15 protein-coding genes are annotated in these 17,000 nt (G+C 74.2%); 8 read left to right on the top strand and 7 right to left on the bottom strand.

From position 1 onward, the window contains the following. Nucleotides 1-72 precede the first annotated feature (72 nt). From Sya03_RS03730 to Sya03_RS03715, 4 genes are all read left to right on the top strand, one after another. Entirely contained in the window at nt 73-1,374 is a 1,302-nt protein-coding gene (locus Sya03_RS03730; RefSeq protein WP_203936817.1) for a M16 family metallopeptidase, read from the top strand. Then, entirely contained in the window at nt 1,371-2,711 is a 1,341-nt protein-coding gene (locus Sya03_RS03725) for a M16 family metallopeptidase (protein ID WP_203936723.1), read from the top strand. The genes Sya03_RS03730 and Sya03_RS03725 overlap by 4 nt, the downstream gene beginning before the upstream one ends. A gap of 163 nt (nt 2,712-2,874) precedes the next feature. Further along, nucleotides 2,875-4,356 carry a hypothetical protein gene (locus Sya03_RS03720; RefSeq protein ID WP_239107091.1) on the top strand — a complete coding sequence of 494 codons (1,482 nt, stop codon included), beginning with the start codon at nt 2,875-2,877 and terminating at the stop codon, nt 4,354-4,356. 36 nt (nt 4,357-4,392) lie between these two features. Next, nucleotides 4,393-5,370 carry an endonuclease/exonuclease/phosphatase family protein gene (locus Sya03_RS03715; RefSeq protein WP_203936722.1) on the top strand — a complete coding sequence of 326 codons (978 nt, stop codon included), beginning with the start codon at nt 4,393-4,395 and terminating at the stop codon, nt 5,368-5,370. Here Sya03_RS03715 and Sya03_RS03710 read toward each other — a convergent pair. From Sya03_RS03710 to cimA, 4 genes are read right to left on the bottom strand one after another with little or no spacing between them, the layout of a single operon-like run. Then, nucleotides 5,357-6,166, bottom strand: a complete 810-nt coding sequence (locus Sya03_RS03710) for a hypothetical protein (RefSeq protein ID WP_203936721.1) — start codon at nt 6,164-6,166, stop codon at nt 5,357-5,359. The genes Sya03_RS03715 and Sya03_RS03710 overlap by 14 nt on opposite strands. Next, entirely contained in the window at nt 6,163-6,450 is a 288-nt protein-coding gene (locus Sya03_RS03705; protein WP_203936720.1) for a hypothetical protein, read from the bottom strand. Before Sya03_RS03705 ends, Sya03_RS03710 begins: the two co-directional genes overlap by 4 nt. Next, complete coding sequence (locus tag Sya03_RS03700) at nt 6,450-7,070, bottom strand: hypothetical protein (protein ID WP_203936719.1); 621 nt, start codon at nt 7,068-7,070, stop codon at nt 6,450-6,452. The genes Sya03_RS03705 and Sya03_RS03700 overlap by 1 nt, the downstream gene beginning before the upstream one ends. Further along, nucleotides 7,049-8,671, bottom strand: a complete 1,623-nt coding sequence (gene cimA / locus Sya03_RS03695) for a citramalate synthase (protein WP_203936718.1) — start codon at nt 8,669-8,671, stop codon at nt 7,049-7,051. Before cimA ends, Sya03_RS03700 begins: the two co-directional genes overlap by 22 nt. A gap of 212 nt (nt 8,672-8,883) precedes the next feature. Between cimA and Sya03_RS03690 the strand changes: the two genes are divergently transcribed. From Sya03_RS03690 to Sya03_RS03680, 3 genes are read left to right on the top strand one after another with little or no spacing between them, the layout of a single operon-like run. Next, nucleotides 8,884-9,054, top strand: a complete 171-nt coding sequence (locus tag Sya03_RS03690; protein ID WP_203936717.1) for a hypothetical protein — start codon at nt 8,884-8,886, stop codon at nt 9,052-9,054. Nucleotides 9,055-9,084: 30 nt separating this feature from the next. After that, nucleotides 9,085-10,821 (top strand): serine/threonine-protein kinase, encoded by a 1,737-nt coding sequence (locus Sya03_RS03685; RefSeq protein WP_203936716.1) that lies wholly within the window; start codon nt 9,085-9,087, stop codon nt 10,819-10,821. Nucleotides 10,822-10,842: 21 nt separating this feature from the next. Then, entirely contained in the window at nt 10,843-11,598 is a 756-nt protein-coding gene (locus Sya03_RS03680; RefSeq protein WP_203936715.1) for a tyrosine-protein phosphatase, read from the top strand. A 153-nt stretch (nt 11,599-11,751) separates the two neighbouring features. Here the strand turns inward: Sya03_RS03680 and Sya03_RS03675 are convergent, their stop codons facing one another. From Sya03_RS03675 to serA, 3 genes are all read right to left on the bottom strand, one after another. Continuing rightward, a complete protein-coding gene (locus tag Sya03_RS03675; protein WP_203936714.1) occupies nt 11,752-12,846 on the bottom strand; it encodes a branched-chain amino acid aminotransferase in 1,095 nt (364 codons plus the stop codon). Nucleotides 12,847-12,977: 131 nt separating this feature from the next. Next, nucleotides 12,978-14,015: a 3-isopropylmalate dehydrogenase gene (locus Sya03_RS03670; protein ID WP_203936713.1), complete on the bottom strand. Its 1,038-nt coding sequence runs from the start codon at nt 14,013-14,015 to the stop codon at nt 12,978-12,980. A gap of 299 nt (nt 14,016-14,314) precedes the next feature. Further along, nucleotides 14,315-15,913: a phosphoglycerate dehydrogenase gene (serA, locus tag Sya03_RS03665; protein ID WP_203936712.1), complete on the bottom strand. Its 1,599-nt coding sequence runs from the start codon at nt 15,911-15,913 to the stop codon at nt 14,315-14,317. A gap of 501 nt (nt 15,914-16,414) precedes the next feature. On the opposite strand from serA, the gene Sya03_RS03660 reads away from it, so the two are divergent. Next, nucleotides 16,415-16,993: a hypothetical protein gene (locus Sya03_RS03660; protein WP_203936711.1), complete on the top strand. Its 579-nt coding sequence runs from the start codon at nt 16,415-16,417 to the stop codon at nt 16,991-16,993. Nucleotides 16,994-17,000 lie beyond the last annotated feature (7 nt).

Here is a 17,000-nt window from a genome sequence, read left to right as displayed (position 1 = left end):
GTGACCGAAAGCTGACCGAAGCTGGAATGCTGGGGGTCCGTACGTCGAGGAGGTTGTGTGCCGTCACCGTCTGTGGCCACCACGGGTTATCCGTGGCCGATCGAAACCGCACGGCTGGACAACGGCCTGCGGGTCGTCGTCAGCTCCGACCGCACCGCGCCGGTCGTGTGCGTGAACCTGTGGTACGACGTGGGCTCCCGGCACGAGCCCGCCGGCCAGACCGGCTTCGCGCACCTCTTCGAGCACCTGATGTTCGAGGGCTCGGTGCACGTGGCGAAGACCGAGCACATGAAGCTGGTGCAGGGCTCGGGCGGCTCGCTGAACGCGACGACGAACCCGGACCGCACCAATTACTTCGAGACGATGCCGTCGGAGCACCTCGAGCTGGCGCTGTGGCTGGAGGCCGACCGGATGGGCGGCCTGGTGCCCGCCTTGACCCAGGAGACGCTGGACAACCAGCGCGAGGTGGTGAAGAACGAGCGCCGGCAGCGGTACGAGAACGTGCCGTACGGCGACGCGTGGCTGCGCCTGCTGCCGCTGCTGTACCCGCCGGGGCACCCGTACCACCACGCCACGATCGGCTCGATGGAGGACCTGAACGCGGCCGACCTGGCGACGTTCCAGGCGTTCCACACCCTGTACTACGCGCCGAACAACGCGGTGCTGACCGTCGTCGGCGACACCGACGCCGAGACGGTGTTCGGGCTGGCGCAGAAGTACTTCGGGTCCCTGCCCGCCAAGCCGGACATCCCGCCGGCCCCGGACGGCACGCTCGCCGGCGGGCTCACCGAGCCGGCCCGCGAGACGGTGGTCGGGGCGGTGCCGGCGGCGCGCATCTACCTGTCGCACCGCACGCACCCGTTCGGCACGCCCGGCTACGACGCCGCCACGGTGCTGGCGACGGTGCTCGGCAGCGGCCGCGGCAGCCGGCTGTACCAGCGGCTCGCGGACGGCAAGCGGATCGCGCAGCCGGACTACATCGGCGCGTACGGCGTGGACCTGGCGCACGCCCCGGCGCCCGTCATCGTCACCGCCACGGTGAAGGACGGCGTGGCCGTCGAGGACCTGGAGGCGGGCCTGGGCGAGGTGCTCGACAGCCTGGTCGACGAGCCGGTGACCGAGGCCGAGCTGGACCGCGCGAAGGCGCTGCTGACCACGTCGTGGTGGCGCGGGCTGTCCACGGTGGGCGGCCGCGCCGACACCCTCGGCCGGTACGCGACCCAGTTCGGCGACCCGGCCCGGGCCGGCGAGCGGCTGGGCGGCTGGCTGGCGGTGACGGCGGCCGACGTGACGCAGGCCGCCGCGGAGCTGTTCACGCCCGAGTCCCGGGTGACCCTGACCTACCTGCCCGAGCAGACCGAGGAGACCGCGTGACCCTGATCGCCGAACGCCCGGGGTCGGGCGCGGCCCGGCCGTACCGCTTCCCGGACATCGTGCGCCGCACGGTCGCGGGCGGCCGCGTCGTCGCCGCGCACCTGCCGGGCCAGATGCTCGCCTCGGCGTCGCTGCTGCTGGACGCGGGCGCCGCCCGGGAGCCGGCGGGCCGCGAGGGCGCCGCGTCGGTGCTGGCGAAGGCGCTGGAGGAGGGCACGACGAAGCGCGACGCGACGGCGTACGCGCTGGCACTGGAGGGGCTCGGCGCGGAGCTGTCCACATCGGTCGACTGGGACGCGTTCCGGCTGGCGGTGGGCGTGCCCGTCGGGGTGCTGCCGGCGGCGGTCGAGCTGATGGCCGAGGCGGCCCGCACCCCGCTGCTGGACCCGGCGGAGGTGAGCCGCGTCCGCGACGACGAGGTGACCGCGCTCAAGATGGACTGGGCGCAGCCCGGCCCGCGGGCGGACGCGGCGCTGCGCGCGGACCTGTTCGACGGCCGGTACGGCCGGCCGCTGCACGGCGACCCGGCGTCCACGGCGGCGGTGACGGCCGACGACGTGGCCGCGTTCCACGCCGACTGGTTCCTGCGGCCGGGCACCCTGCTGGTGGCGGGCGACCTGGACGTGCTGGACCTGGACGCGCTGGCCGCGGCCGCGTTCGCGGGCACCTCCGGCGACGACCTGCCGGTGGACGAGCCGCTGGACGTGCCGGTGCGCGACGCCCGCCGGGTGCTGCTCGTCGACCGGCCCGGCTCGGTGCAGTCGACGCTGCGGCTGGGCCACCGGGCCCCGCACCGGGCGCACCCGGACTACGTGCCGATGTCGCTGGCGGCGACGGTGCTGGGCGGGGCGTTCACGTCCCGGCTCAACCACCTGATCCGCGAGGTGCGCGGCTACACGTACGGCATCCGGGGCGACTTCGGGTTCTCCCGCCGGTTCGGCCGGTTCTCGGTGAGCGCGGCCGTGCAGACCGCGGTGACGGCCCCGGCGCTGGCGGACACGGTCGGCGAGATCTCCCGCACCCGGGCCACCGGCGTGACGGAGGACGAGCTGGCGGTGGCCCGCACCTGGCGCGCCGGGCAGCTGTCGGTGGAGATGCAGACCCCGGGCGCGATCGCGGGCGCCCTGGCGACGCTGGTGCTGCACGGCCTGCCGGACGACTACCACGCGACGCTGCGCGAGCGGCTGCTCGGCGCGACCGTCGAGGAGGTGTCGGCGGCGGCGCGGACGCACCTGCACCCGGACGGGCTGACGGTGGTCGTCGAGGGCGACGCCGCGGTGCTGCGCGACGAGCTGGTGGCGGCGAACGTCGGCGAGGTCGTGGACGCGAAGCTGTAAATCGCACAGAGGAACCGCCGCAAAGGCGGGCCTTCAGGGCATGCGAATGTGCCGATGGCCCGCCTTCGGCGGTTCGGGGGTTGCCCAGAGATGTCGATCACGTTTCAATGGGCCACGGCGCTTCCCGAGAGAGCGCTCTCTCACCCTCCGCAGGAGACCTTTGATGCCCGCTTCGTCCCTGAACCTCGGCCGCCGCCAGGTCCTGGCTCTGCCCGCCGTCGCCGCCGCCGCGGCCGCCGCCGGTTCCCTCGGCCTCGAGTCGCCCGCCGCCGCCGCGCAGATCAACGCCCCGCGCGGCCTGGTCGACCGGTCGTTCCTCAAGCCCGTCAACCGCGCCTACAAGTACCTCGACACCGTGCAGGACGCGTACTTCGAGGGCCGCACGCCGCGCCTGCTGCAGAGCTACAACAACGAGGGCGAGTTGATGACGACGGCGTTCGTCTACGACAACGCCCTCGCCATCTGCGCCTACCTGGCCAACCCGACCCGCGAGAACGTGCGCCGCGCCCGGCTGATCGGCGACGCGCTGCTGTTCGCCCAGGCCAACGACGAGAAGTACACCGACGGGCGGGTGCGCCAGGCGTACGCGGCCGGCCCGATGCAGTTCTACGGCGGCGGCGCGTTCTTCCCCGGCCTGGAGCGCGAGGACGGCAAGGCGGCGTTCCTGTGGCCGTTCGGCTTCAGCGGCTCGGCCACCGGCGACATGGCGTGGGTGGCGCTGGCGTTCGTGCAGCTCTACGACCGCACCCGGGCAGCGAAGTACCTGGACGCGGCCGTCACGATCGGCCTGTGGATCACCGACAAGGAGAGCCCGTACCGCTACGGCGGCTACCACGGCGGCATCCAGGCCGACGGCGAGACCCCGCAGAAGTGGGTCTCCTCGGAGCACAACATCGACGTGTACGCCCTGTTCAACCTGCTGTTCAAGCACACCCGCGACCGGCGCTGGAAGGCCCGCGCGGCCGTCGCCGGCGAGTTCGTGCGCTCCATGTGGAACCGCAAGGAGGGCTTCTTCTGGACCGGCACGATCGGCGGCCTGCCCGGTGAGGACCCGAACCTCATCAACAAGGGCAACATCCCGTCGGACGTGCAGACCTGGGGCCTGCTGTCGCTGCGCGAGAAGCGCTACAACGCCGGCGTCGACTACGTGACCGACGAGCTGTGGTCCACCGACGGCCCGAACGTGCCTAACACCCAGCTGCCCGCCGGCGTGCACGTCTCCGGCGTCGCCTACGCCAGCCAGTCGAAGGTGCTCACCGGCAACGTGTCCGGCAGCACCCGGCCCAACGTCCGCGAGGCCGTCTGGCTGGAGGGCAACGGCCACACCGCGCTCGCGCTGCTGTTCCGCGGCGAGAAGGGCGACCGGGCGCTGGCCAAGCGGCTGCTGCGCGAGACCGTCATCGCCCAGGAGAAGGTGGGCGGCGGGCAGACCGTCGGCCTCACCGACGACCCCGACGGCGGCAAGCTGTCGAACCCGGGCGAGGGCGGCACCTGGACGGGCACCGTCCTGCCGAAGAAGGCGGGCATCGTGGCCGCGACCAGCGCGTTCGACACCGGCTTCGCGTTCGGCTACTTCCAGCGCCAGCACGTCGGCGCCACGTCCTGGTTCATCATGGCGGCCCTGGACTTCAACCCGTACGCCTAACCCGGTTCGTGGCGTCCGGCGGATACCGTCGGACCCATGACGATCACCGCACCGGCCCCGCCGAGCACCCGTCGGCGGGGCCGGACCGCGCTCTGGTGGCTGCTGGTGCTGCCGGGGCTGGCGTGGGCGGTGATCCGGCTCGGCGGCTGGGAGATCGGCCCGCTCGTGCAGCTGTTCGCGTTCACCCCGTACGTGGCGGCGTGGTCGGTGCCGCTCGCGCTGACCGCGCTCATCCGGCGGCGCTGGCTGCCCGCCGCGTTCGCCGTCGTGGCCGCCGTCGCCCTCGTGGGCGCCGTCCTGCCGCGCGCGATCCCGGACAACCAGCCCGCCGCCCGCGGCGCCCGGCTCACCGTCATGACCGCCAACATGCTGTTCGGCGGCGCCGACCCGGCCCAGCTGACCCGGCTCGTCCGCGAGCGCCGGGTCGACGTGCTGGCCCTGCAGGAGTACACCCCCGAGGGCGAGGCCGCCCTGCTGGCCGCCGGCCTGGGCACCGACCTGCCGCACCGGCAGTCCAACGGCGAGGTCGGCACCACCGGCTCCGCCCTGTGGTCACGCCACCCGCTGACCGACCCCGGCTTCCGCCGCAACGCGGGCGGCTTCGGCCAGTCGTACGCCACCGTCGCCCTGCCCGGCGCCGCCCCGGTCCTCGTCGAGTCGGCCCACCCGCTCGCCCCGTGGGCGGTGCACGTCGTCGACGACTGGCGCGGCGACCTGGAGGCCCAGCCGCGCGCCACCCCGGGCGGCCCGCTGCGCATCCTGCTCGGCGACTTCAACGCCACCCTCGACCACGCCCCGCTGCGCCGGCTGCTCGACAGCGGCTACCGCGACGCCGCCGACGCGGTGGGCAGGGGCCTGATCGGCACGTGGGGCCCGTACGACGGCGACCCGATCCCGCCGGTCACCATCGACCACGTGCTGGTCGACGAGCGCATCCGCGTCGACGAGCTGTCCGTGCACGACCAGACCGGCAGCGACCACCGGGCGATCGTCGCGACCGTCACGCTTCCCTGACCCGGTCGTCGGCCACCAGCAGCCCCACCAGCCCGACCAGGAACACGAGGGTGTCCAGCGCCGGAAGCGCGGGCCCCCAGTCCGCCGCGCCGCCCCAGCCGCCGAACGGCCACGGCGACTCCACCGCGATGTCCAGCGAGCCGGCGTAGGCGGAGGACATCTCGTCGGCCCGGAGCGGCTGCGTGTCGTACGCCGTGTAGGCGAACTCGAACGCCGCCGCCTCGGCCAGCCACCACGCCCCCGCCGCGACGGCCACCAGCAGCGGCACCGCCGCCGCCGCCCGGCCACCCCGCCGGCCGGCCCACGCCACCAGCACGGCCCCCGCCAGCACGAGCGCCGCCGCACCCGGCCCGGCGACCACCACGGCCGACGCCGGCTCCCCGGCCACGTCGGTCAGCGCGGCGGCCAGCGACCACGCGAACAGCCCCGCGCCCACCACCCACACCACCGCGGCGCCCACCGCCCGCCGCCGCGACCACGGCCGGCCGGCCCCACCCGCGATCGCGTACCCCGCCGCCGCCGCGGCCACCCCCAGCAACCACGCCTCCGCGACCGCCGACCCGTCGAGCGTGACGTCGAACGGGTACGCACCCCGCAGGTCCAGCACCCACGCGTACAGCGTGAGCGCCCCGAACGCCACGACCAGCGCACGCGCCGCCCCGCCGAGGACGGCGACGGCCAGCAGGGCCGCCATCGTCCACGTCCCCGGATACGGCAGCAGCGGCACGTCCAGCACGGCACCGGCCACCCAGAGGGCGGCGCAGGCCAGGGCGGCGGCGCGGGCGTAGCGGATCATGGGAGGGCATTCTCCCGACCGTCGGGCAGCAGCGCCACGAGGCCCGCCACCAGCAGCAGCACACCGGCGGCCGGAACCGACGGCTGCGGCTGGGCGGGCTCGTGGATCCACGAGTAGGTGGCGAGCACCTCGACCACCTCCCCCGGCGCCCCGCCGGCGGCGGCCGCCGCGAACAGCGCCAGCAGGGTGCACAGCGCGGCGTACGGCAGCAGCGTGACGCCCAGCGCCACGCCGCCGGCCCACAGCGCCGCGCAGCCGAGGGCCGCGGCCCGGGCGAGGCGCATCAGCGGGCGGGGTCGTCCTGGGGCAGCGCCTCGGCGTCCAGGCGCAGGTGGCGCAGGGGCGCTCCCGGGTCCGGGTACGTGATGCCCAGCTTGCGCCAGAAGTCGACGAAGACCCACACGTCGTCGAGGTCGAACTCGTCGCCCGGGAACGCCGGGCCGGAGACCTCGGCGGCGCGGACCAGGTACGGGGCGATCGCCGACTTCGGGCGGTCGAAGAAGTCGACCAGCACCGACACGTCGCCGGCCCACTCGCGGCGCAGGCGCTCCGCCGTGGCCGCGTCGGTGGCGAAGTGGTCCGGCACCGAGCTGAACCGGTCGCGGACCTCGCCCTTGTAGAAGGCCACGTGCTGCCAGTAGTCGCCGTCGTACACGTCGATCGCGCTGACCTGGGCGCCCAGCTCCCGGGAGAGCCAGCCGCCCAGGCTCGCCGCGACGACCGGCATCGGCCAGGCGACGACCGTCCAGCCGTTCTCCGGCGGGTGCACGGCGACCAGGTCGTCGCCGTGCGCGTCCGTCGGCTCGGCCTCGACCCCGTTGTCCCGGGCGTGGCGGACGATGGTGTCCGCCACGAAGGCCGCGTCGGTGCTGCGCACCGCGGTCACTGCGATGAATTCCCCCATGATCCCGATCGTGGCGCAGATGCGGGCGTCGTGTGGGCGAGTCCGTAGGTGAGTGCGTCGACCAGGGCATGCCAGCTGGCCTCGACCACGTTGTCGTGGACGCCGACGGTGGTCCAGTCGCGCTGCTTGTCGCTCGTCTCGACCAGCACCCGGGTGACCGCGTTGGTGCCGTGCGAGCCCTCCAGGATGCGCACCTTGTAGTCGGCGAGCTCGAAGTTCGCCAGCTCCGGGTAGTGCGCGGTGAGGCCGGTGCGCAGCGCCTCGTCGATGGCGTTGACCGGGCCGTTGCCCTCGGCGGTGGTGATGACCCGCTCGCCGCGGACCCGCATCTTGACGGTGGCCTCGGACACGACCGTGCCGTCGGCGCGGTGCTCGACCAGCACCCGGTACGACTCCAGCTCGAACGGCCGGTCGTACGCGGCGCCGGGCACGTGGTCGCGCACGAGCAGCTCGAACGACGCGTCGGCGGCCTCGAACGACCAGCCGACCGCCTCCAGGTCCTTCACCTGCTGGGTGACCTTCGACAAGGCGTCCTGGTGACCGGACAGCTCGATGCCCAGCTCGCGGCTCTTCAGCTCGATGCTGGCGCGGCCGGCCATCTCGGTCACCAGGATGCGCATGTCGTTGCCGACGACCGCCGGGTCCACGTGGTTGTAGAGCAGCGGGTCGACCTTGATCGCGCTCGCGTGCAGCCCCGCCTTGTGGGCGAAGGCGGCGGCCCCGACGTACGCCTGGTGGGTGTCGGGGGTGAGGTTCGCGATCTCGGCGATGGCGTGCGAGACGCGCACCGCCTTCTCCAGGCAGCCGTCCGGTAGGACGGGCAGCCCGAGCTTGAGCTGGAGGTTGGCGACGACGGCGAACAGGTCGGCGTTGCCGGGGCGCTCGCCGTAGCCGTTGGCGGTGCACTGGAAGTGCCGGACCCCGGCCTCGACGGCGGCGACGGTGTTCGCCACCGCGCAGGAGGTGTCGTTCTGGCAGTGGATGCCGAGCTGGTCGGCGGGCACGCCGAGGCGCTCGGTCAGCTCGCCGATGGCCCGGGTGATCTGGGACGGCAGCATGCCGCCGTTGGTGTCGCACATGACGACCCGCTCGGCGCCGCCGGCGAACGCGGCGTGCACCACGGAGGCGGTGTAGTCGGGGTCGTGGCGGTAGCCGTCGAAGAAGTGCTCGCAGTCGACGAACACCCGGCGGCCGTGCGAGACGAGGAAGGCGACGGTGTCGCGGACCATGGCCAGGTTCTCGTCGCCGGTGGTGCGCAAAGCCCGCTCGACGTGCCGGATGTCGGACTTGGCGACCAGGCACACGACCGGGGTCTCCGCGTCGAGCAGCGCCTTGACCTGCTGGTCGTCCGCCACGTCGACGCCGGCCTTGCGGGTGGAGCCGAACGCGACCAGCACGGCGTGCTTGAGGTCCAGCTCGGTCTTCGCGCGGCGGAAGAACTCGGTGTCCTTCGGCATGGCGCCCGGCCAGCCGCCCTCGATGAAGCCCACGCCGAACTCGTCCAGGAGGCGGGCGATGGCGAGCTTGTCGACGACCGAGTAGCTGATGCCCTCGCGCTGGGCACCGTCGCGCAGGCTCGTGTCGAACACCTGGTAGCTCATGGCGGGAGGTTCCTTCCTCACAACAAAAAGACCCCCCGCGGATGCGGGAGGTCTGCGCGTCGGCCTCGAAGGGGCGGCCGGCGCGCTACGTGCGAATAATCAGCACGAGGTGGGTCACGGGACGTAGCTTGCCACTCCGGGCCGCCCCGGGCGCCGGCCTTCCACGATGCGGGACGGATTCGGGTCACCCGGCCGGGGGTACGTGCGGTCCCATGACAGAACCACTGCAGAACGACCCGGACCGCGCCGAGGGGACGACCGTGCCCGACGCCCAGGGCGAATTCGTGGCGGAACAGCCGGGTGGCGCGTTCGACCCCCGCAGCTATCGTCGCGAGGGCGAAGATTCGCAGGCGGACGGTGACCAGGCGGATCAACCGGGGTAGATTCTCCGGGTTCGATGGAGAGGCGGGGGGATGCCGGAGAACCTGCTGCCGCGCGACCCGCGCCGGATCGGCCCGTACGAGCTCACCGCCCGGCTCGGCGCGGGTGGCATGGGCACGGTCTACCTGGGCCGCTCCCCCGGCGGCCAGGACGTCGCCGTCAAGGTGGTCCGCTCCGAGTTCGCCGTGGAGGACGAGTTCCGCGCCCGCTTCCGCAGCGAGGTCGAGCGCGCCCGCCAGGTGCCACCGTTCTGCACCGCCGAGGTGCTCGACGCCGACCCGGAGGCCGACCCGCCCTACCTGGTGGTCGAGTACGTCGACGGCCCCTCGCTGGCCGAGGTGGTGGAGCGGCGCGGGCCGCTGTCGGCGGGCACCCTGCACGGCGTGGCGATCGGGGTGGCGACGGCGCTGACCGCCATCCACGGCGCCGGGGTCATCCACCGCGACCTCAAGCCGCGCAACGTGCTGCTGCCGCCGGGCAACCCCAAGGTCATCGACTTCGGCATCGCGCGCGCGTTCGAGCCGACCAGCCAGCACACCCGCACCGGGCAGATGCTGGGCACGGTGGCGTACATGGCGCCGGAGCGGTTCGACGACACCGCCTCGGGCCGGGCCGTCACCCCCGCCGCGGACGTGTTCGCGTGGGGCGCCGTCGTCACGTACGCGGGCACGGGCCGCACCCCGTTCCAGGCCGACTCGGCCCCGGCGACCGCGATGCGCATCGTCAGCCAGCCGCCGGTGCTCGACGGCCTGCCGCCGCACCTGCGCGACCTGGTGGCGCTCACCCTGGCCAAGAACCCGGCCGACCGGCCGCACGCCCGCGAGCTGCTCGACCTGCTGCTCGCCGGCGGCCAGGCGGACCTCGCCCGGCGGCCCGCGCTGCGCCGGGCGGCCACCAGCGCGGCCCGGCACGCGGCGCCGGACACCGGCGACCGGCCCTGGCCGGGGGCCGCGCCCACCGGCACCCCCACCGGCGGAGCGGCCACCGTCGTGGCTTCCCGGCCGCCGTCCCCGCCGGGCCGCCCGCCGGGGCCGCCCTTTCCGCCACCCCGGCCGCCCCGGCGCTCGATGAGCGGCTGGCAGATCGCCGGCATCTGCCTGACCGGCATCGTGGTCGCGGTCGGCGCGCTGTGGTTCCTGGCCAGCGGCCTGCTGACGCTGACGATCGGCGCGCTCATCGCCGCCGGCGAGGAGCCCACGGAGCCGGTGGTCAGCAGCTCGCCCGTCGCGTCCGAGCCGCTGCGCACGGCCGGGGCGTGGAAGGAGTCGATCAGCCGCGACGGCGGCGCGATCTGCGCCTTCGACGAGGGCCTGGTGATCAGCCGCAAGACCGCGGGCGAGCACCGGTGCGACGGTCCCGCGATCGCGGTGGCCGGCAGCCACGACGTCACCGTCGACGTCGCGCTGCTCTCGCCCGGCACGTGCGGCGTCCTGTGGTTCGACGCCCGCGACGGCAGCGGCTACCGCGCCGACGTGTGCGCCACCGGCGTCACCGTCCGCTCGGCGCAGGACCGGAGCCCGCTCGGCGCGCTCGAGGTGAAGTTCCCGCAGGAGATCGAGCCGGGCGGCTCCGCCCGCATGCGGTTCTACCTGGCGCCGGGCGGCGGCAACGTCTCGATCAGCCGGGACGGCGTCGTGCTCGCCGACTCGCCCATGGACGCGCTGCACCCCGCCACCGGCACACTGCGCCTCGGCCTCACCGCGCCCCGCGGCTACGACGAGACCGCGCAGGTGCGGTTCACCGACCTCGACGTCCGGGCCCTGTCCTAGGCGCCTCGTAGGGTTGGCGGCGTGGAGAACCCTTCGCGCACGATCGCGTTCGACGCCCTGTTCAACTTCCGCGACCTCGGCGGCTACCCCGGCCTCGACGGCCGCACCACCCGCTGGCGCCGCGTCTTCCGCTCCGACTCCCTGCACGGCATCGCCGACGCCGACGCCGCCGCCTGGGCCGAGCTGGGCGTGAAGACGGTCATCGACCTGCGCCGCACGTTCGAGGTGACGAAGTTCGGCCGGGTGCCCGAGGCCGCCGGCCTCGACTACCGGCACACCCCGATCCGGCACCTCGACTGGGGCCGGGTCGACTACCCGGAGGACACCCACCACCCGCGCTGGCTGGCCGACCGCTACCTCAACTTCGCCGAGGAGGGCGCCGACGGCCTCGCCACCACGCTGAGCCTGCTGGCCGACCCGGACCGCGCGCCCGCCGTGGTGCACTGCATGGCCGGCAAGGACCGCACCGGGGTGGTGTGCGCGCTGACGCTGGCGCTGGTCGGCGTCGCCGACGACGTCATCGCCGAGGACTACGCGCTGAGCACGGCCGCCATGACCGCCCTCACCGAGCACCTGGCGAAGGCCGACCCGACGCCGGTCACGCCCCGCTACTTCGAGTGCCCGGCCGACGCGATGCAGCTGTTCCTCGACGACCTGCGCACCAAGCACGGCTCGGTCGAGGGGTACGTGCGCGACATCGGCGTCACCGAGGAGCAGGTCGCGGCGCTGCGCAGCCACCTGCTCACCGCCGACGGGGAGCCGGCAGCGCGGCGGTGAGCCCGGCGCCACGGCCGGACACAACCTGGTTGTGCGGGCCTGGCGGGCGCCGCCGCCGGTGCGCCGGGTCCGGGCAGCGGTGCTGCCGGCCCCGCAGCCACCGGCGACGGACGCCGCCCTGGACGCGCTGCTGCGGGTGGGGGTTCGCCGGGCCTAGAGGACCCGGTGCACCCAGCCGAAGTCGTCGGCGGCGCGCCCGCGCTGGATGTCGACCAGCTCCTGGCGCAGCCGCATCGTGACCTCGCCGGAGCCGCCGTCGGCCACGGTGAACTCGCCGTCGGGCGACTTCACCACGCCGATCGGCGTGATGACCGCGGCGGTGCCGCAGGCGAACGCCTCGCGGATGCGCCCGCTGACGGCGCCCTCCTGCCACTCGGTGAGGCTGACCGGGCGCTCCTGCACCGTGTGGCCGGCGCGCCGGGCCAGCGTCATCACCGAGTCGCGGGTGATGCCCGGCAGGATGGCGCCTGTCAGCGGCGGCGTGACGAGCGTGCCGTCGTCGTAGACGAAGAACACGTTCATGCCGCTGAGCTCGTCGACGTAGGTGCGCTCCACCGCGTCGAGGAACAGCGCCTGGTCGCAGCCGTGCGCCGCCGCCTCACCCTGGGCGATGAGCGACGCGGCGTAGTTGCCGCCGCACTTGGCCGCGCCGGTGCCGCCGGGCGCCGCCCGGGTGTACTCCTGCGACGCCCACACCGACACCGGCTTGACGCCGCCGGTGAAGTACGAGCCGACGGGCGACGCGATCGCGCAGTACAGGTATTCGGTGGCCGGCCGCACGCCGAGGAACACCTCGGTGGCGAACTGGAACGGGCGCAGGTAGAGGCTGGCGCCCTCGCCCTGCGGGATCCACGAGCGGTCGATCTCGATCAGCTGGTGCAGCGAGCCGAGGAACAGGTCCTCCGGCAGCGCCGGCATGGCCATCCGCTGCGCCGACGCGGTGAACCGGGCGGCGTTCGCCTCGGGCCGGAACATCGTCACGCCGTCGTCCGTCTGGTACGCCTTCAGGCCCTCGAAGATCTCCTGCGCGTAGTGCAGGACGGCGGCGGCGGGGTCCATCGGGATGGGGCCGCGGGCCTCGACGCGGGCGTCGTACCAGCCCTTGCCCTCGGCGTAGCGGATCGTGACCATGTGGTCGGTGAAGATGCGACCGAAGCCCGGGTTGGCCAGCAGCGCGGTGCGTTCCGCGTCGGATACCGGCTGAGGGTTCCGGCGGATCTCGAAATCGAGGGTGTCACCACCGCTCATGTGCCTGACCTCCAATAGTCAAGGTTCAACGCTGAGAAGGTACCCCGAACGGTCGTTAAAGTCGCGCACGCGGCAACGACCGGGCACCGTCGTGCGGGCCTCGGGGCAGGGGGAACGTACGAGGAGCTGCGTCAGGCGGCCGCGGCGGCGGCGACGCGGTCGCCCACCTCGGCGGTGCGCAGGGGCGCGCCCGGCGTGCGGGACGCGACCTCGGCCGCGACCGCCTCGGATACTCGGCGGGCCTCGTCGAGGTGGCCCAGGTGCTCGAGCAGCAGCGCGCCGGACAGGATGGCGGCGGCCGGGTCGGCGATGCCCTTGCCCGCGATGTCGGGCGCGGAGCCGTGCACCGGCTCGAACGTCGACGGGTACGCGCGCTCCGGGTTGACCGAGCCGCTGGCGGCCATGCCGATGCCGCCGGTGACGGCCGCGGCGATGTCGGTGAGGATGTCGCCGAACAGGTTGTCGGTCACCACGACGTCGTAGCGCTGCGGGTTGCTCACCATGAACATGGCGGCCGCGTCGATGTGCTGGTACTCCGTGGTGACGTCGGGGAACTCGGCTGCGACGGCGGCGAAGGTGCGCGCCCACAGGCCGCCCGCGTGCGTCAGCACGTTGGTCTTGTGCACGAGGGTGAGGTGCTGCCGGTCGCGGCGCTGGGCCCGGGCGAACGCGTCGCGGACGACCCGCTCGACGCCGTGCCGGGTGTTCAGGCTCTCCTCGGTGGCGATCTCGGCGGGCGTGTCGCGGTGCAGGACGCCGCCGGCGCCGACGTACAGGCCCTCGGTGCCCTCGCGGACGACGACCATGTCGATCTCGCCCGGCTTGACCCCGGCCAGCGGGCTGGTGGTGCCCGGCCAGAGCTTGCTGGGGCGCAGGTTGACGTACTGGTCGAAGTCGAAGCGGAGCTTGAGCAGCAGGCCGCGCTCGAGGACGCCCGGCGGGACGCTGGGGTCGCCGATGGCGCCGAGCAGGATGGCGTCGTGGCCGGCCAGCTCGTCGCGGACGGAGTCGGGCAGGACCTCGCCGGTGCGGTTGTAGAGGGTCGCGCCGAGGTCGTACTCGGTCGCCTCGACGCCCGGGAGCACGGCGTCGATGACCTTGCGCGCCTGCGCGGTCACCTCGGTCCCGATGCCGTCGCCGGCCACCACCGCGATCCGCGCCACCGTCAACTCAACTCCCTCGACCCACGCCCCGGCCCCGTCCTTGGGTCGGAACCTTAGTCGAGGTTAGGGCAACGTCCCGGCAGCCGGTACGCGGGTCCCACCATATGGAGCGGCCCCCGCCCCTCCCGGCAAGGAGGAACGGGGGCCGCCACGTCGGGTACGCGCAGCACGCGTACTCGGGGGTGCGCCGCCCGGCCGCGCCCGCAGGGTCACCCGAAGACCCGCCGGCGCCACCGGAAGCGGCGGGCACAACGCTAGCGACGGGGACCGATGCCGCGCAAGACGCAAATCAGGCGTGTCCGCCTTTACTCGTCGCGCAGGTCCGCCGCGCTGGCCGCCGTGGCGCCGATCGCGGCCGCCGCGTTCGTCAGCAGCTCCGCGTCCACCGCCTCGTCGACGGTCAGCGTCATCAGCGCCTGGCCACCGGCCTCCTGCCGCGCCACCTGCATCGCCGCGATGTTCAGACCGGCCTCGCCCAGGAACGTGCCGATCGTGCCCACGACGCCCGGCTTGTCGGCGTAGCGGAAGAACAGCAGGATGCCCTCGGCCGCCAGCTCCAGCGGGTAGCCGTCCACCTCGGTCAGCCGCACGACCTCGCGGGTGCCCGTGATCACCACCGTGCCCGCCACGCTGACGGTGCGGCCGTCGGGCAGCGCGCCCCGAACCGTCACCAGGTTCGCGTGGTCGACCACGGCCTCGTCGGTCGTCAGGGTGACCTCGACGCCCCGGTCCGCCGCCAGGTGCGGCGCGTTGACGTACGTGACCTGCTCCTCGACCACCGAGGCGAACAGGCCCTTCGTCGCGGCCAGCTTCAGCACCGCCACGTCGTGGCTGGCGATCGCGCCGCTCACCTCGACCGAGATGCTCGCCGCGACCTGCCCGGCCACCGCCGTGAACACCCTGCCCAGCTTCTCCGCCAGCGGCAGCAGCGGGCGGACGTCCTCGTCGACGACGCCGCCGGCCTGCACGTTCACGGCGTCCGGCACGAACTCGCCCTGCAGCGCCAGCTTCACGCTCTTGGCGACGGCCAGGCCGGCCTTGTCCTGCGCCTCGTTCGTCGACGCGCCCAGGTGCGGGGTGGCGACCACGTTGTCGAACGCGAACAGCGGCGACGAGGTGCACGGCTCCTTGCCGTACACGTCGATGCCGGCGCCGCCGACGCGGCCCTCGGCGATCGCGTCGGCCAGGGCCTGCTCGTCGATGAGGCCGCCGCGCGCCGCGTTCACGATGCGCACGCCCGGCTTGACGATCGACAGCTCCTTCTCGCCGATCAGGCCGACCGTCTCCGGCGTCTTCGGCAGGTGGATCGAGATGAAGTCGCTCTCGCGCAGCAGCTCGTCGAGGCCCACGAGGCGCACCCCGAGCTGGGCGGCGCGGGCCGGCTGGATGTACGGGTCGTACGCGATCAGCCGGGTGCCGAACGCCGCCATGCGCTGGGCGAACAGCACGCCGATGCGGCCGAGGCCGACGACGCCGACGGTCTTGCCCTGCACTTCGACGCCGGTGTACTTCGAGCGCTTCCACTCGCCGTTCTTCAGCGCCGCGCTGGCGCTGGCGGTGTTGCGCGCGACGGCGAGCAGCAGCGCGACGGCCTGCTCGGCGGCGGACACGATGTTCGACGTCGGCGCGTTGACGACCATGACGCCGCGCGCCGTGGCGGCGGGCACCTCGACGTTGTCCAGGCCGACGCCGGCGCGGGCGACCACCTTGAGCCGCGGCGCGGCCGCGACGGCCTCCGCGTCGATCTTCGTGGCGCTGCGGACGATCACGGCGTCCGCGTCGGCCAGGGCCGCGAGCAGGGCGGGCCGGTCGGTGCCGTCGACGTGCCGCACGTCGAAGTCGTGCGCGAGTACGTCGAGGGCGGCCGGGGCGAGTTCTTCGGCGATCAGTACGACGGGAGTCATCAGTCCTCGTTGGTCCGGGTGCGATGGGGGGCAGCGGCGAATCCCCGGCGGACAGCGGGTGGGCCGGGCCGGGTGTGCCGCTCGTGCGCCCTGCGGATCCCGCCGTCGGGCTTGGCTGCGATCGTAGGCGCACGCCGCGGGGCCCGGACCCTCGATGCGGCGTGAGTGCCCTCACAGGTTCGCAACCTCGGCGTAACCGTGCCGTTGTGCGCGGGGCGGCCGGAACCGGGCCGGATCACTAGGGTGCTGCGCATGTCGAACGCCGGTCCGCCGCAACCCACGCCACCGCCCGCGTCCGGGCCGCCCGCGCCAGGACCGTCCGTCACCCAGCCCTCACCGTGGCCGGGCCCGCCGCCGGGGCCGCCGTCCGGCCCGCCGCCGGGGCCGCCCTCCGGCCCGCCGCCGGGTCAGTGGCAGGCGCAGCCCGGTCCGCCGCCGCCCGGTCCGCCGCCGCCGCAGGGGCCCGCGCCCGCCGGTCCCGCGCACGTGCCGTTCGACGTCATGACCGTCGTCGCCCTGCTCGGGTTCGCGTCGCTGAGCTTCGTCGCGATGTTCGCGGTCCTGCTCAGCACCGCCTCGCTCACCGGCCGCGAGCCGGCCGACCTGCTGCTCATGGGCGGCGTCCTGCTGCTGATCGCGCTCTGCGCGGCCCTGCTCGCGGTGGCCGCCTGGGCGTTCGCGCACAACGGCTCGCACGTCGGCGCCGTCGTGGCGGGCGGCCTGCTCGCCGGGCTGGGGCTGCTCGCCACGCTCGTCGGCCTCACGGAACGCGACGGCGGGGTGCTGGTCGTGCTCGGGGTCGTCGAGACGGTGCCCGGGCTCATCGTGGCGGTGCTGCCGTTCAGCGGCGCGGCCACCCGCTACCGCGCCCGGCGCCGCCTCGCGCTGGCGCTGGCCGACGGCGCGTGGGCGGCGCTGGAGCAGGAGCGAGCCCGCGACCTCGCCGCCTGGCACGGCCCGATCCACCTGTGGGCGGCGCGCTTCCCCGGGCACCCGGCGCCGCCCCACCTGGCGCAGCCAGCCCCGCCGCACCTGGCGCAGCCGGCCCCGCCGCCGGGGCAGTACCCGCCGTACGCGTGAGCCCCGG

Origin of the sequence: Spirilliplanes yamanashiensis (assembly GCF_016863475.1) — a bacterium.
Classification (GTDB): domain Bacteria; phylum Actinomycetota; class Actinomycetes; order Mycobacteriales; family Micromonosporaceae; genus Spirilliplanes; species Spirilliplanes yamanashiensis.
The sequence above is the reverse complement of the archived record's forward strand: the minus strand, read 5'-3'. Positions and strand labels throughout refer to the sequence as shown.

What these genes read in the sequence shown, in the direction of transcription:
- Sya03_RS03690 (WP_203936717.1), top strand. Translation starts at nt 8,884, where the DNA reads ATGACAGAACCACTGCAGAACGACCCGGACCGCGCCGAGGGGACGACC.
- cimA (WP_203936718.1), bottom strand. Translation starts at nt 8,671, where the DNA reads ATGAGCTACCAGGTGTTCGACACGAGCCTGCGCGACGGTGCCCAGCGC.
- Sya03_RS03685 (WP_203936716.1), top strand. Translation starts at nt 9,085, where the DNA reads ATGCCGGAGAACCTGCTGCCGCGCGACCCGCGCCGGATCGGCCCGTAC.
- Sya03_RS03705 (WP_203936720.1), bottom strand. Translation starts at nt 6,450, where the DNA reads ATGCGCCTCGCCCGGGCCGCGGCCCTCGGCTGCGCGGCGCTGTGGGCC.
- Sya03_RS03660 (WP_203936711.1), top strand. Translation starts at nt 16,415, where the DNA reads ATGACCGTCGTCGCCCTGCTCGGGTTCGCGTCGCTGAGCTTCGTCGCG.
- Sya03_RS03675 (WP_203936714.1), bottom strand. Translation starts at nt 12,846, where the DNA reads ATGAGCGGTGGTGACACCCTCGATTTCGAGATCCGCCGGAACCCTCAG.
- Sya03_RS03720 (WP_239107091.1), top strand. Translation starts at nt 2,875, where the DNA reads ATGCCCGCTTCGTCCCTGAACCTCGGCCGCCGCCAGGTCCTGGCTCTG.
- Sya03_RS03700 (WP_203936719.1), bottom strand. Translation starts at nt 7,070, where the DNA reads ATGGGGGAATTCATCGCAGTGACCGCGGTGCGCAGCACCGACGCGGCC.
- serA (WP_203936712.1), bottom strand. Translation starts at nt 15,913, where the DNA reads ATGACTCCCGTCGTACTGATCGCCGAAGAACTCGCCCCGGCCGCCCTC.
- Sya03_RS03715 (WP_203936722.1), top strand. Translation starts at nt 4,393, where the DNA reads ATGACGATCACCGCACCGGCCCCGCCGAGCACCCGTCGGCGGGGCCGG.
- Sya03_RS03710 (WP_203936721.1), bottom strand. Translation starts at nt 6,166, where the DNA reads ATGATCCGCTACGCCCGCGCCGCCGCCCTGGCCTGCGCCGCCCTCTGG.